The sequence below is a fragment of the Psychroflexus sp. S27 genome (genome assembly GCF_002810405.1).
Taxonomy (GTDB): Bacteria; Bacteroidota; Bacteroidia; order Flavobacteriales; family Flavobacteriaceae; genus Psychroflexus; species Psychroflexus halocasei_A.
Window position 1 is genome coordinate 272,946 of record NZ_NEXQ01000019.1, and the last position, 14,816, is coordinate 287,761.

Below are 14,816 nucleotides of genomic sequence, written 5' to 3' on the forward strand. Positions count from 1 at the left end.
CACTTTAAAGTTTGTGTTTATGTAAATTTATAAAAAATATGTAACAAATCAGATATTCGCTCGTCATGATATTGAAGAGCATATTGTTAATGAATGAATCTCAATTTATAAATCAATTTGAAATTGTTCAGCCCAAAATGTATAGGTTGGCAAAGCGATTATTGACATCTGAAGATTTGGCAAAAGATGCCGTTCAGGAAGTAATGCTGAAGTTATGGACAAAAAAAGATCAACTTTATAAAGTTAATAACCCTGAGGCTTACGCGATGACGATGATCAAAAATTATGCTTATGACATTTTAAAATCTAAACGCCACAATCACCTTGAACTTGTGCAGGAACGTGTTTCAGATTCAGAGGAGAATGCAGAAGAAAAATTAGAGAAAAAACAAAGTTTAGCACTTTTAGAAAAAGCTCTTGATCAGATGAGTTATAAAGACAAAACGATTATTCAATTGAGAGAAATTGAAAGGTTTGAATTTGATCAAATTGCAGAAATATTAGAAATGACGCCTGTCAATGTGAGAGTAAGTTTATCAAGAGCTAGAAAAAAATTACATGAAAAAATGAAAATAATATTGGCACAATGAAAATGAAGGAAGATGATATCCGTGAGTTGTTGAAATTGTACGATTTAGGAGAAACAACAATAGAGCAAGAAGAAACTTTACGAGATTTCTTTTTGGAGAACACTGATATTCCTGAAGATTTAGAAATATATCAACAAATGTTTGTTGGATTTCAGGAAGCAAAAAAAGAAGATTATGATGAATTTAAATTTGAAAAGCCAAAGTCTAAAAAATTAACGCATCAATTTTATAAATTGGCTGCTGTCCTTATAGTTCTCATCGCTAGTAGCTTTTATCTCAATAGTCATTATCAAGATTACAAACAAAAAGAAGAAGCTAGATTAGTTTTTAAACAGACGAAAGAAGTTTTGGATAAACTTTCTTTTGAAATGAATAAAGCAAGTTCAAATTTGAAGTACATTAATAAATTAGAAGAAACCAAAAAACGATTAATACAATAAGAAGATGAAAAAAATAATTCTGTTACTAGGCATCATGATTGCCACATTATCAAGTGAAATCAAGGCTCAAAACTTTGATAATTTCGAAAATATGGAAGGTGTGACCTCAATGATTTTTACACAACAAATGTTTAAGTTAATGAGTAAACTAGACCTGGATAGTCAAGATCAAGAAGTGAAAGCTTACTTGGATTTAGTCGAGAGTATTGAAAACATTAAAATTTTTCAAACAGAAAACAAAGTTGCTGCCGATAAAATTAGGGTTGATACTGAATCTTATCTGAAGAACTCGAATCTAGATTTATTAATGCGTGTTAATGAAGATGATAGTGACATTAAGTTTTATGTCAAACCAGGTAAGACCGATGATGTTGTTAAAGAATTGATCATGTTGCTTCACAACCCTAAAAAATCTCAAAGTGTCTTGATGATGATCACTGGTAATGTTGATCTAACTAAAATTTCAGCATTGACCAAAAAAATGAACATACCAGGAGCTGAATCTTTAGATGATTTAAACGAAGAAAAATAAAACTTAAGATCATGAAAAAATATTTAACAATTATCATTTTAGCTTTGTTGGTGTCTTGTCAAAATCAACAATCTGTTCAGGAATACCTTGTAGAAAAACAAAATGATCCTGCTTTTAAAACCATGAGTTTAACGCCTGATATACTTTTAGCGAGTTATGATGGTTTGTCAGAAGAGCAAATCAAGACTGTTAAAAAAATAAAGTCTGTCAACTTTGCTTACTTAAGTCATGATGATCAGAAGTTTACATCAGAGTCTGAAACTTTAGAAAATATTATTAAACTTGAAAGCTATGAATCATTAATGCGAATGAATGACGGTTCTCAAAAAATGAACTTACTTTATTTAGGAGAGCCAGAAGATATCGATGAACTTTTATTTTACGGGAAAAGCGAAAATTTTGGAATGATTTTGTCCCGAGTCAATAGCAAAGAATTAGAACCAAATGACATGGTTAAAATTGTAAAGATTTTGGAGAAATTAGAACTTGATCAAGTTGGCGATTTTATGGAGTCTATTATTTCTGAAAACAAAAATGGTAATCAAAGTAAAAACGTTTCAATATAAATTTTAGAAATTGTTTTTAAGTCTATATTTCTTGATATGATGTCGCATATCTTCAAAGAAAAGCTTGAACTCTTGGTCAAATTTACTTTGGTGTTCACGCATCACTGAAACAGCAGCAGATAAATCGACGCGGTGTTTAATCCGTCGGTTCATTTGCTTTAAAATTTGGTCAATCCCATCAACATCTTTATAATTAACCAACCAATTATACTCAATCATAATTGGCAGAAAATTCTGTACATTTTTAGTTAAAAATTCTTTGTGCTCAGTTAAGGTTTGATAAACATCGTTAACGTATTTATCTAATTGTTGCTCATGGTATTCACTCCAGTTTTTTGCTAATACATGATCGTAAAGAACATCAACAGCAACGCCGCTGTAGTGATGTAAAATAGGGTGAAATCTCTTTTTGCTCTGCATCACAAGCGGATGCGCATCCGTGAAAGTGTCAATTTCTCTGTGTAATAAAATGCCACGCTGAATGCCTTCTTCATATTTGAGGAAGTCTTTTCCCTTGATGCTATCAGCCATAAAGTTGCCTAACATAACTTTCGTGTCATCGCCAGATAAATAGATGTGTGCCAAGTAATTCATGCGATGAAAGTAGCTTTTTTAAACGAGTTGTCTTAAATTTTAGGAATAAAATAAGATGACTTGTATATTTACAAAAAATTAGAAACCAATCTTATGACACTCATCAAATCTATTTCAGGAATACGCGGAACAATTGGCGGTAAACCTGAGGAAAATTTAACACCAATTGACACAGTCAACTTTGCATCAGCTTATGGTACTTGGATAAAAGAACAACGCAACAAAGAAAAATATAAAGTTGTTGTTGGTCGAGATGCGCGTATTTCTGGCCAAATGATTCAAGGTTTGGTGATGCAAACTTTAGTGGGTTTGGGAATTGATGTGGTCGACTTAGGTTTGTCAACAACTCCAACAGTTGAAATGGCTGTAAAGCTTGAGCATGCTGATGGTGGGATTATCTTAACAGCGAGTCATAATCCTAAAGAATGGAATGCACTGAAATTACTGAATAAAGAAGGTGAATTTTTGAATGCAGAAGAAGGACAAAAAATCATTGATTATGTTCAGAAATCAAATTTCGATTTTGCTGAAGTTGATGATTTAGGGCAAGTATACAGAAATGATGCTTATATCGATTTACATATTGAAGAAGTTTTGAAGCATCAATTAGTTGATGTTGATAAAGTTAAAAAAGCAAAACTCAGAGTTGTTTTTGACGGCGTTAATTCAACAGGTGGAATTTCAATTCCACCACTTTTAGAGATGATGGGAGTTGAGGTTATAAAACTTTACTGTGAACCAACCGGTCATTTTCCGCATAATCCAGAACCTTTAGCAAAACATTTGACAGCTTTGTCAGAGGCTGTTGTTAAAGAAAAAGCTGATTTCGGAATTACAGTCGATCCAGACGTTGATCGCTTAGCTTTTATGGATGAAAACGGAGAAATGTTCGGCGAAGAATATACTTTAGTGAGCATTGCTGATTACGTTTTAAGCAAGAAAAAAGGAACGACTGTCAGTAATTTATCTTCATCTCGTGCCTTGAGAGATGTCACAGAAAAACATGGTGAAACTTATTATGCAAGTGCTGTAGGTGAAGTTAATGTTGTTGCTAAAATGAAAGAAGTGGATGCTGTGATTGGAGGCGAAGGTAATGGCGGCATTATTGATCCGCAGTTGCATTATGGTCGAGATAGCTTGATAGGTGTTGCTTTGTTTTTAACACATTTTGCTGAAAAAGAAATGACAATGTCAGCCCTAAAAGCATCTTATCCACAATATTTTATGGCTAAAGAGAAAGTTCAATTGACACCGGATTTAGATGTTGATGGAATTTTAAAAACGATTGAAACACGATATTCAAATGAAGATGTGACTACAATTGATGGTGTGAAAATTGACTTTCCTGAAAATTGGGTTCATTTGAGAAAATCTAACACCGAACCTATTATCAGAATATACACAGAAGCTCAATCGCAGCAAGAAGCTGATGATTTAGCTCAAAAATTTATTACTGAATTACAAGAAATTGCACAGGCTTAATTGATTGCGTATTGTAAATAAACAGAAAAGCTTGTTTTAATTTAAAACTAAAACAAGCTTTTTTATATAAATGATCTCCACGTCTGTTTAGAAACTAACTGATTATAAAATCTCTTTAATATCTTCTGGAGGTCTTCCAATAACAGCTTTTTCTCCATTGACAACGATTGGTCGTTCAATGAGTTTAGGATTTTCAATCATCGCTTGAATGATGTCATTATCAGAAAGTTTATCAACTTTTTCTTTGTAGTTTTCTTTCCATATTTTTTCGTTCTTCCTCACAAGAGCAATGGGTTTAATGTTTAAAAGCTTTAAAATTTTCTTTAATTCATCAATAGACAAAGGTTCTTTCAAGTATTGAATGACTTCATGTTCTTGACCGCTTTCTTTTAGTATTTCTAATCCTTGTCTTGATTTTGAACATCTTGGGTTGTGATATATTTTTATCATAATGTATCTTCTTTATCAGTTTTTTGTCCTTCAGACATTAAGTAAGTTTTTAAGAATTCATCAATGTGTCCATCCATAACTGCATCAACATTTCCAGTTTCGTGTCCGGTTCTTACATCTTTCACAAGTTTGTATGGATGCATGACATAATTTCTAATTTGTGAACCCCATTCAATACTTTTCTTTTCAGACTCAATTTCGTTTCTGGCTTCTTGTTGTTTTTGAATCTCAATTTCATAGAGTTGAGACTTCAGCATTTGCATCGCCTTTTCACGATTTTCAAGTTGAGAACGTGTTTCTGAATTATGGATCACAATTCCTGTTGGGTGGTGTGTTAAAATGGCTTTTGTTTCAACTTTGTTCACATTTTGTCCACCAGCACCGCCGGATCTTGCAAAATCCCATTTGATGTCTGCTGGATTAATATCTATCTCAATATTATCATCAACAAGTGGGTAAACATAGACTGAAACGAAAGATGTGTGTCTTTTCGCATTGCTATCAAAAGGAGAAATTCGGACAAGGCGATGAACACCATTTTCACCTTTAAGCCAACCAAAGGCATAATCGCCTTCAATTTCTAAAGTGACTGTTTTTATGCCAGCAACATCACCTTCTTGGTAGTTGAGTTCTTTAATTTTGAAGCCTTTATGTTCAGCCCACATCATATACATTCGCATGAGCATACCAGCCCAATCACAACTTTCAGTGCCACCAGCCCCAGCCGTAATTTGTATCACTGCAGTGAGTTTATCACTTTCATCAGAAAGCATATTTTTGAACTCTAATTCCTCGATAAGTGAAAGCGCATGATCATGCTTCTTGATAAGTTCGGATTCTTCAACTTCACCTTCTTTAAAAAACTCGTACAATGTTTCGGCATCTTCAACCTGAGTTTTTGCAGCTTCATAATCCTTGATCCACTGCTTTTCTTGGTTGAGTTCTTGCATTATTTTTTGGGCTTTTTGAGAGTCATTCCAAAAGTCAGGTGCAAATGTTTTTTCTTCTTGGTTACTTATTTCTATGGCTTTGGCATCTAAGTCAAAGATACTGTTTTAGGGCAGTGAGACGTTCTTTGAGTGTTTTGATATGATCTGATGTAATTTGCATTTTCTAGTTTTTCAACAAATTTAGGAAATATAAAAAGTGTATTCAATAGAATTATCTTTATTTTGAAATAAAAAACAATGATTGATTTAAGAAGTGATACAGTGACAAAACCGACTCCTGATATGCTGAAATATATGATGGAAGCTGAAGTTGGAGATGATGTTTATAAAGAAGACCCAAGCGTGAATCAGCTAGAAGAATATATGGCTAATTTATTTGGGATGGATGCAGCGCTTTATTTTCCAACAGGAACAATGGCAAATCAGGCTGCAATTAAACTATTGACAAATCCAAGCGAGCAATTGATTTGTGATAAATGGGCACATGTTTACAATTATGAAGGTGGAGGTGTTGCTTTTAATAGTGGTGTTTCATGTAAATTAATAGATGGAGATCGCGGTAAAATTACAGCCGACCAAGTGCAAAAAGCTATTAACCCACCAGACTTTTATCATAGTCCAATGTCAACTTTGGTTTGTTTAGAAAATACAACAAATAAAGGAGGTGGTGCTTGTTACCATCTTGACGAGATTAAAGCTATTAAAAAAGTTTGTGATGAAAATGATTTAAAATTACATTTAGATGGTGCGCGATTGTTTAATGCCATTGTTGCAAACAATCACGATCCTAAAGAATTTGGAGCCTTATTCGATACAATTTCTATTTGTCTTTCAAAAGGATTAGGTGCACCAATGGGAACTATTCTTTTAGGTAAAAAAGAAGTGATGCAGAATGCAATGCGAGTGCGAAAAGTTCTAGGCGGAGGCATGCGTCAAGTTGGTTTTGCAGCTTCAGCAGCTTATTATGCTTTACATCATCATGTTGATCGCATGGTTGATGATCATCGTCGCGCTAAGGAAATTTCAAATGTTTTAAAAACTGAAAACTATGTTTCTAAAGTTGAAAAAACAGAGACTAATATTGTTATTTTTTATTTGAATGAAAGTGTCATCAAAGCAGCTGAATTTTTAAGTTATTTAGAAAACAATAAAATAAGAATTAGTACAATGGGAGAGGGGAAGATGAGGATCGTTACGCATCTAGATTATTCTGAAGGGGATCATCAAAAGGTACTTGAAGTTTTAAAAAAATAAACCCTTTTACTAAAAATAAAAATCCCTGAGACTTATAAAGTTTCAGGGATTTTTTGATTATAAATCAAAACAAATTTACTCTATAATGAGTTTTTTGTTTGTTTTAAAGTTATCATTTGAAATTTCAAGATGATAAAGACCTGCATTCAATTGCTGCGTAAAGTCTAAAGTCATAACTTGATTTTCAAAACTTGCTTTTTTACTAATGATCATTCTACCAAAGTTATCATAAACGTTAATATTAACTTCTTCGCCATTTAACTGAGTTGATCTAATCTTAAGATCTTCTTTAGCATTTGGGTTAGGGTAGATGCTTAAATCCACTTCGTCACCAAAAACTGGGTTAGAAAACGTTTCGTTCTCAAATACAAATTTGAAACGATCAGAAGCTATTGATGATGGATTTGAAGATTCAACATCGAAATTGATAATATTCTCACCAAGATCTAACTGATGTGTTTCATCTAAATATGCATCATAAAGGAAAGCATTCTCCATATTCGAAACATTGATTTTGAACTCATAACTTGCTGTTTCAAAATTGTGTGAAAAAAGTTGTACTTCAGTATTTTCATCAGCAGTTTGTCTTCTATCAATGGTTAAATAATTTACTCCATCAACATGAGTTGAAATATTTTCACCTCTATTCCAAAATTTCTGAACATCTTGATCGTTAACTTCAGCCGTATAATTCTGATCAAACTGTACTCTTAAGCCGTCAGATAAAACAAATTCTTCATCAATTTCTTTATAAAGACTTAACAAAATCTCTTTGACAGAATCTTCATCTTGACTAAAAACTCTAATGTTTTGTGGTGAGTTTGTCTTATAAACTTCTTTAAATTGAATAGAAGGACTTACTGAAGCAGATTGCACAGTTTTAATGAAAAAAGATTGATTTGGCTGTAAATATTTATTTTGCGCTGTTGATGGTGTTGAGGTTCCGTTAGGAGTCGTTAAATCAACAGTAACATAACCACCTTGGCTGTTTAATGAAGGGTCATAAATATATACACTTTGTTGTAAATCTGTAGATTCACTAACCATTTGTTTCATATCAACTTGAGCTTGATATTTATTACCAATAAAAGCAAAAGAATCTCCTACGTTAGGTAATGTGCTTTGTGAAACGCTTGATGTTCCATAAACTAAATTTTCTCCTTGACCACTCATTCTTAAGGTCGTTGCAGGTCCAATAGCATCGTTAGAGTTTAAGGTTGTAGAACGATCACCTCTTACCATTAATGAATAAGGTTTACCTGCAATTAGATTACTGCTATTTGTGTTATTGATACCCGTCCAAGTATTTTGCGCTGTCCATACAAACATTGATGGGTTTCCAGTTAATGTTGCATCAAATCCATCACTTCCTGATTGGCTTCCTGTAATATGTGTTCCGTAACCAGGGTTTGGGTTAATGTTGTCTGCATCATTAGTTCCCGTATTGTTAACACCTTCTTGGAAGTTGTCTCTTATGCTTCCGTTTGTTGTGATAGAAGATGAAATATATCTAAATGCTCTGTTAGATTTTGGTATAAATCTTTCAATTAATACATTTCCTTTAAGTTTAGAGCCTTCAGCTATTCTACCTATTGTTGCTGTTTTGGCGCTTGAACTTTTTATAGTTAATGTTTTGTTATTAACTAAATTAATATCACCGTTTCCAATAGTTAAGTTTTCGTATAAATTGAAATTTGAAGTTAAATTTAATCCACCAACAGAGTTAGATTCTAAGTTTTGGATATCGATTAAATCATTGTCTCCTCCAAAAGTTTGCAATGCTGTTCCTACAAAAAAGTATGTACTATTTGTGTTGCTATTTAAATTACCATTTACAATGAAATCTCCGCCAATAACTAATTCACTAGATACTGTTAGTTCTGCAGTAGGTTCAATTTCAACTGAATTTACAAAATTCGTTGAAAGCAATTCTGGCCAGTTTTCACTTCCAGCTTTAACAATAATGTTGTCTTCAATTGTAGAATTTCCATCAGGAGTTTCAGGAGACCAAGCATTATTTTCATAAACATAATCCACTGAGACCTTTTTGCTTTCTAATCTAATATTATCAATTCCGATATATTCATCTGCATTGTTATTCAAGACTTCAATGGTGGCACTTACACTTGTTTTAGAATCATCAATATTGAAGGTGAATGTTCCTGAATTGTCATCAGCAGAAGTTCCTAAGAAATCGAAAGTTTCAGTATTATTATCATTATATGTCAAAGTGATATTGAATTTATCCGCATCTTCTAAGTTAAGATATGCAAAATCGATTGAAAATGTGACATCAGTATAATTAGAAATATCAACTGATGCTAATTCTATTATGTTGTTATTACTATTCGTCGTAGCTTCATAGTTATTGATACCAAAAATATTTTCTCCAAATTCAGTGTTTTCTAATGGAGACATGTCTGAAACATTAATAGTGCTATAATATTGAGTTCCCCAAGTATTATTTGTCGCTTCATCTATACTTGTTATAATCCATTCGGGAGTAGTATCGTCAAAATCTTGTATCGCAATAATTTCGTCTGCTGGTTGTAAAATGTCAAAAGTGTCGGAGTTAACAGGTGTAAAACTTCCATTTGTAGCTATTAAATTTAAACCAGCACCAGATTGAGTGTGGATAAGGTTTGAAAATTGTGCAATACCATTAATAGCATTATCAGAAACCGTTGTTCCTAATAAAGTACCTGTTGATGAAATTGTGACAATCGTATTATTATCAGAATCTAGGTTATCATTAGCATCAACTAAATAGACTTCAACAGCAGGAGACATGTCAACATTGACGTGAGTGTCTGATGGTTGTTCGCTAAAAATAAACTTTGTTGCCACTACATCTATAGTATGTTCATTACCTGTAATGTCTTTAGTAAAGGTAGTTTGAAAATTAGAACCTGAAGGATCAGTCTCAAAACCATGACTGTTAGCGATAATCTCTAAACTAATTTTTTCACCTTCAACAATTGTAGGTGTAGATTTTAAATATATCTCAGCATCAAAATCTTTGGTAGTTCCTTCCGTAACATAAATTGGAGTACTGAATGCTAATGTAATTACACTATCTGTAATATTAGTTGTTGTTGGTGTAAAAGTTGTATTCCCGTCGGTTATTAATACACCATCAATGTAGTTAGTCCAATCATCAACTGTGTTAGTTTGTGCAGCCGTAAATTTCACTTGAGTGATTTTTGTATCTGCACTATCAAAGCCTTCATCTTGCACTCTAAACTTAAATACTTCTTTAGCATCATTTGCAGTTAATGTTTCACCAGCAATTATAACTGAGCTTGGAGTTTGTGTAGAGTTGCTTCCTGCAACAGGTTCAATTATTTTAGCATCAGCAGTAAGGTTGATAATGTCAAAAAGTTCAGAATCGACATCTGGGTATGTTGATGTACTCTCACTAGCTGTAAGATAAAAATCAGTTCCTGTTATGGTATGGACGATATTGTCCAAAACTGCAACACCATTTGAAATGCTATCTTGCAATGGTTCATCTGTCATTGTACCTGTAGATGTTACACTAATGTCAGCATTAAAATCAGTATCAATATTACCATCATTATCAACACCTGCAACTTCAACCTGTGGCAGCATCACTTCATCAACATTTGTGTCTGTTGGTTGTGTTACAAAATCAATCTGATTAATTTGAACATCAATATTTATCGGGTTACCTTTAATTTTTCCGTTTGGTAGAGGATCTAAGAATCCGTTAGAATTATCAGCGCTAACTACAAATTGTGGATTTTCGGGTATTTCAAATTGGATAACGTTGCCATCAACAATACCTCCTTGTTTTAAAAATATTTTTGTTGCAATATCTTGATTAGTACCATGGGCTATTTCTAGAGGAGAGCTTAAATCAAATATAATTTCATTATTATTAATTGTAGCTACACCAGCAAGGTCAACTGTTCCGTCGTTAAAAATTACATCAGCAATATGTGTGTTCCAATTTGCTGTATTTAAAGGTCCTGCTTGCAATCTGATTTGAGTAATTTTTGTAGGAAGTGAATCACTAAGTCCGGCATCTACGATATTAAATTTAAAAACTTCAAATTGATTTGCAATTGTTGAGACTGTATCTGGTTTTACCGTCATGGCTTGGGTTTGTACAATAGGAGCTAAAATATCAGAAGTATATCTATCGTTGATATTGAGATTATAATCTTCAAACTCTCCTTTTTCTACAGTACAAGGATCAAAAACAGCGTCAGTTGCTGATACACCGTGCACTCTCATTCTTAAAATGCCAAGTCTGTTATCAGAAGGCACTGTAATGTCAATACTTTTAGCTTCAGTTTGATTAGGCTGAGTTGTTCCTAAATCGTACATTTCATCAGTAAAGTTGAAGTCACCATCTTTATCCCAATCTATCCAAACTTTGAAATTTGCTATTGAGTCGTTCGCCGCTTCCACATCAAGGTTAAGTGTATAGGTTTTACTCTGGTATAATTCAATAGCTGGGTTATTATCACCTGCATAGTTTGCATGACCGTTACTTGTAACGGAAGTTGACTGAGAAAAGCCATTTAAACTGATATTAGTGATTAAGTTTTCGGATTCGACTGTTGCGGAAGGTGGACAATACTCGGGATCAATAGTAAAAGTTTGGGTTCCGTCATTATTTGTGCCAGTGTCAGTATTATAATTCCAAGATGTATCACAAAAAACAAAAACTTGAAAATAATAAGGATCGTTAGTCAGTAAATTGGTTATAATTGTCGAGTTACCTGAACCTACAAATAAAACTTTATTACCATCACCTTGATCAATTGCATTTTCGAAATTTCCTGAAGCCGTATCGTTGAAGTAGCTAATACCATCAATAGGAGCTCAGTTAACTGGGTTGTTTTTTCTTACAACTAACAAATAGTTATTGGCATCTGAGCTATTTGTCCAAGTTACTTCTACACTTGAATTTGAGTTACCTGATATTTGGACACTTGTTTCTGGCGACACTGGTTCTCCTGCACATTGAGCTTGTAAAGCTTGAAGTGAGAAAAAGCTTAAGATGAGAAAGAGTAATTTTATTTTCATAATATAAAATTGATTTTAAACAAAAATATAAAAAAAAAGATAGTTTTTCGTAATTAATTTAAAAAGAGGCCAATAAGCCTCTTTTTTAAATTAAAATAATTTTGTTATAAGTGTTGTTTTAAGAATTTGATTTATTATGGTCAGCTAAAAACTTTTCTAAACCAATATCTGTTAAAGGATGTTTTAATAAGCCTTCAATTGAAGAAAGAGGACCTGTCATCACATCGGCACCAACTTTAGCACAATCAACGATATGCATTGTGTGCCTTACAGATGCTGCTAAAATTTCAGTGTCAAACATATAGTTATCATAAACCAAACGGATTTCTTCTATAAGGTTTAATCCATCAGTTGAAATATCATCTAAACGGCCAATAAATGGAGAAACATAAGTTGCACCAGCTTTTGCAGCTAAAATTGCTTGACCAACTGAAAAGACCAATGTACAGTTAGTTTTGATGCCTTTGTCTGAAAAGTATTTAATTGCTTTAATTCCTTCTTTGATCATCGGAACTTTAACGACAATTTGATCATTTAAGGCAGCTAAAGCTTCACCTTCTTTAATCATCCCTTCAAAGTCTGTTGATATAACTTCAGCACTGACGTCGCCATCAACAATATCACATATTTTTTTATAATGATCAATAATGCTTTGGTCTCCAGTAATGCCTTCTTTCGCCATTAATGATGGGTTTGTTGTTACACCATCTAAGATTCCTAAATCTTGTGCTTCTTTAATCTGGTCAAGATTTGCTGTGTCTATGAAAAATTTCATTTTGTTGTGTTTTTAAAGTTTATAATGATTTGCTAATATTCTTTCGTAAAATTTATCTGATAAAAGACCTTTAAGTTTTGGTGATATCTTTTGAAGAAAGTCACCAACTTTATAATGCACTTTTGGTTCTTTTTTCTGAATAACTTGATAGACTTTTTCTGCCATTTCTTGCGGATTCATTCCATTATCAACATGTTCATCCATCAAGTTTAATGAGCGTTCGTAATTTTCTTTGTAAGCTGAGTCTTCTTTAACCGGTGCATGATAGCGACCAGCTGCAATATTCGTTGCAAAATCTCCTGGTGCAATCGTTGTTAATTTAATCGATGTATGCCTTAGCTCTAAACGATAAGCTTCAGTAATTGTTTGTAAGGCACCTTTACTAGCAGAATAATGTCCGCGAAAAGGTAAGCCCATATAACCTGCAATTGAAGTAATGTTAATTATCAAACCTTTGTTTGCTTTTCGCATAAAAGGCAACACACGATTGATGAGTTGAACTGGGCCAAAATAATTTGTTTGAAATACATTTATTGTTTGTTCATCAGGAATTTCTTCAACAGGACCTGTAATTCCGACGCCAGCATTATTGATTAAGATATCGATTTTTCCTTCGCGATTAATCAATTCTTGAGTCGCTTTTTCAATACTTTCAGTTGAAGTAATATCAAGAGCGAGAAAGTGTATTCCGTTTTTAAAATCTTGTTTCGGGTTACGACTTGTGCCGTAAACTTTGTAGTTTTTTTGCGCGAGAAATTCACCTATAGATCGGCCTATGCCAGATGAAGCTCCAGTGATAAAAACAATTTCTTGCGCCATGATTATTTTTACGCAAATATCCGATAAATTGGGTTAAGAAAAAAATGAGTCAGAGGAAAATAAAGGGAATAAAAAATGGCAAGCTACCTACATCACACCGCTACGACCATTTACCTTTGCTGCGTTCCCGCCCTGGAGGATTCAACAGGAGCTGGTTGTGTAGGACTTGCCGCTGCAAATATACAATCTAATTTAAATTTAACAAGCGAGTTTTACTTTAAAATTCCTATTTTAGCAAAAACTTTTTTAAGAAGAATTGCCCATGTTTCCTAATAAATTGATAGTCATTCTCTTAGTGATGACACTTTATGCTTGCTCAACACCAAAAAAAACAGATTTTAAAATTTCTCTTCTCAATGAAAAGGAGTTGAACACAAGCCAAGACTTAAAATTAAAGGTTCTCAACCCTAAGGAACATCAGATTAATTCAATAATGATTCGTTTTTTAGATCAAGAAGTTAATGCAGATGCAAACACAGAAGTAAATCTTCAATTGAAGGGTGCAAAGTTAGGATCGCATACCGTTTATGCTGATATTAATGTGGATGGTGAAAAAATAGAACTTCAGCAGAATGTGATTATTCATAATGACAAAAAACCTGATTTTTATACATACAAGATTACCAATACATTTCCTCATGACATTAAAGCTTATACACAAGGTTTAGAGTTTTATAGAGATACTTTATATGAAAGTACAGGGAGACGAGGACATTCAAGCTTGAGAAAAGTAGATTATAAAACCGGTGAAGTTTACGAGCAAATCAATTTAGAAGATTATTACTTTGGTGAAGGCATTACTTTTGTTGATGACAGAATTATCATGCTCACCTATCAATCAGAAGAAGGACTGATTTACGACGCTAATAAATTTGAGCGTATTGGAAAATTTAAATACAATAAAAGTAAAGAAGGTTGGGGGCTTTCTTATGATGGCGAATGGCTCTATAAAACTGATGGATCAGATAAAATCTGGCGATTAAATCCTGAAACTTTAGAAGAAGTTGATTACTTCCAAGCTGTCACAAATACAACATTATTAAAAGGCTTAAATGAATTGGAATATGTTGATGGAAAAATTTATGCCAATACTTATTTAAAAGATGGCGTTGTTATTTTTGACCCAAAAACTGGTGCGGTTGAAGGTTTAATTGATTTGAGAGGGCTTAAATCTAAAGTCAAAAAGCATCCTGAATTAGACGTTTTAAACGGAATCGCTTACAACCCAAAAACAGAAAAGTTTTATGTAACAGGTAAAAACTGGGATAAGCTTTTTGAAATTGAACTGATTAAAAAATAAATCAAT

At 33.1% G+C, this 14,816-nt stretch carries 14 protein-coding genes and 1 other RNA gene; 7 read left to right on the plus strand and 8 right to left on the minus strand.

The window, feature by feature from the left end; all coding sequences use genetic code 11:
* Positions 1–89 precede the first annotated feature (89 nt).
* Genes CAP47_RS03970 through CAP47_RS03985 form a run of 4 tightly spaced genes read left to right on the plus strand, consistent with a single transcriptional unit; the run spans position 90 to position 2,128 of the window.
* A complete protein-coding gene (locus CAP47_RS03970) occupies positions 90–590 on the plus strand; it encodes an RNA polymerase sigma factor (RefSeq protein WP_100775477.1) in 501 nt (166 codons plus the stop codon).
* A complete protein-coding gene (locus CAP47_RS03975) occupies positions 587–1,030 on the plus strand; it encodes a hypothetical protein (RefSeq protein WP_093240177.1) in 444 nt (147 codons plus the stop codon). Before CAP47_RS03970 ends, CAP47_RS03975 begins: the two co-directional genes overlap by 4 nt.
* Before the next feature lie 4 nt (positions 1,031–1,034).
* The gene (locus tag CAP47_RS03980; protein ID WP_093240172.1) at positions 1,035–1,562 is read left to right on the plus strand and encodes a DUF4252 domain-containing protein; all 528 of its coding nucleotides are present in this window, start codon (positions 1,035–1,037) and stop codon (positions 1,560–1,562) included.
* 11 nt (positions 1,563–1,573) lie between these two features.
* On the plus strand, positions 1,574–2,128 hold the full coding sequence (locus tag CAP47_RS03985; RefSeq protein ID WP_093240169.1) for a DUF4252 domain-containing protein: 555 nt from the start codon (positions 1,574–1,576) through the stop codon (positions 2,126–2,128).
* Positions 2,129–2,131: 3 nt separating this feature from the next.
* Here CAP47_RS03985 and CAP47_RS03990 read toward each other — a convergent pair whose 3' ends face one another.
* Positions 2,132–2,722 (minus strand): ACP phosphodiesterase, encoded by a 591-nt coding sequence (locus CAP47_RS03990; RefSeq protein ID WP_093240164.1) that lies wholly within the window; start codon positions 2,720–2,722, stop codon positions 2,132–2,134.
* Positions 2,723–2,815: 93 nt separating this feature from the next.
* Here CAP47_RS03990 and glmM point away from each other — a divergent pair, with 93 nt between their 5' ends.
* A complete protein-coding gene (gene glmM, locus CAP47_RS03995) occupies positions 2,816–4,204 on the plus strand; it encodes a phosphoglucosamine mutase (protein WP_100775478.1) in 1,389 nt (462 codons plus the stop codon).
* A 102-nt stretch (positions 4,205–4,306) separates the two neighbouring features.
* Here the strand turns inward: glmM and arsC are convergent, their stop codons facing one another.
* Positions 4,307–4,654, minus strand: coding sequence for an arsenate reductase (glutaredoxin) (arsC, locus tag CAP47_RS04000; RefSeq protein ID WP_100775479.1), 348 nt, complete (start codon positions 4,652–4,654; stop codon positions 4,307–4,309).
* Positions 4,651–5,764 (minus strand): peptide chain release factor 2 gene (gene prfB / locus CAP47_RS04005; RefSeq protein WP_153043486.1). Its coding sequence is split into 2 segments (ribosomal slippage): positions 4,651–5,697 and positions 5,699–5,764, totalling 1,113 coding nucleotides; the frame shifts between segments, so codons are not numbered across the junction. The genes arsC and prfB overlap by 4 nt, the downstream gene beginning before the upstream one ends.
* A gap of 77 nt (positions 5,765–5,841) precedes the next feature.
* On the opposite strand from prfB, the gene CAP47_RS04010 reads away from it, so the two are divergent.
* Positions 5,842–6,858, plus strand: a complete 1,017-nt coding sequence (locus CAP47_RS04010; protein WP_100775480.1) for a threonine aldolase family protein — start codon at positions 5,842–5,844, stop codon at positions 6,856–6,858.
* Positions 6,859–6,933: 75 nt separating this feature from the next.
* On the opposite strand, the gene CAP47_RS04015 is transcribed toward CAP47_RS04010, so the two are convergent.
* From CAP47_RS04015 to ffs, 5 genes are all read right to left on the minus strand, one after another.
* Positions 6,934–11,295, minus strand: a complete 4,362-nt coding sequence (locus CAP47_RS04015; RefSeq protein WP_100775481.1) for a GEVED domain-containing protein — start codon at positions 11,293–11,295, stop codon at positions 6,934–6,936.
* Positions 11,296–11,712: 417 nt separating this feature from the next.
* Entirely contained in the window at positions 11,713–11,916 is a 204-nt protein-coding gene (locus tag CAP47_RS04020) for a hypothetical protein (RefSeq protein WP_100775482.1), read from the minus strand.
* A gap of 118 nt (positions 11,917–12,034) precedes the next feature.
* Complete coding sequence (gene fsa / locus CAP47_RS04025; protein WP_100775483.1) at positions 12,035–12,691, minus strand: fructose-6-phosphate aldolase; 657 nt, start codon at positions 12,689–12,691, stop codon at positions 12,035–12,037.
* Positions 12,692–12,703: 12 nt separating this feature from the next.
* Positions 12,704–13,510 carry an SDR family oxidoreductase gene (locus CAP47_RS04030; RefSeq protein ID WP_100775484.1) on the minus strand — a complete coding sequence of 269 codons (807 nt, stop codon included), beginning with the start codon at positions 13,508–13,510 and terminating at the stop codon, positions 12,704–12,706.
* A 73-nt stretch (positions 13,511–13,583) separates the two neighbouring features.
* An RNA gene (gene ffs, locus CAP47_RS04035) (signal recognition particle sRNA small type) lies at positions 13,584–13,682 on the minus strand.
* 90 nt (positions 13,683–13,772) lie between these two features.
* Between ffs and CAP47_RS04040 the strand changes: the two genes are divergently transcribed.
* Positions 13,773–14,810: a glutaminyl-peptide cyclotransferase gene (locus CAP47_RS04040; protein ID WP_100775485.1), complete on the plus strand. Its 1,038-nt coding sequence runs from the start codon at positions 13,773–13,775 to the stop codon at positions 14,808–14,810.
* The last annotated feature ends 6 nt before the right edge of the window (positions 14,811–14,816 follow it).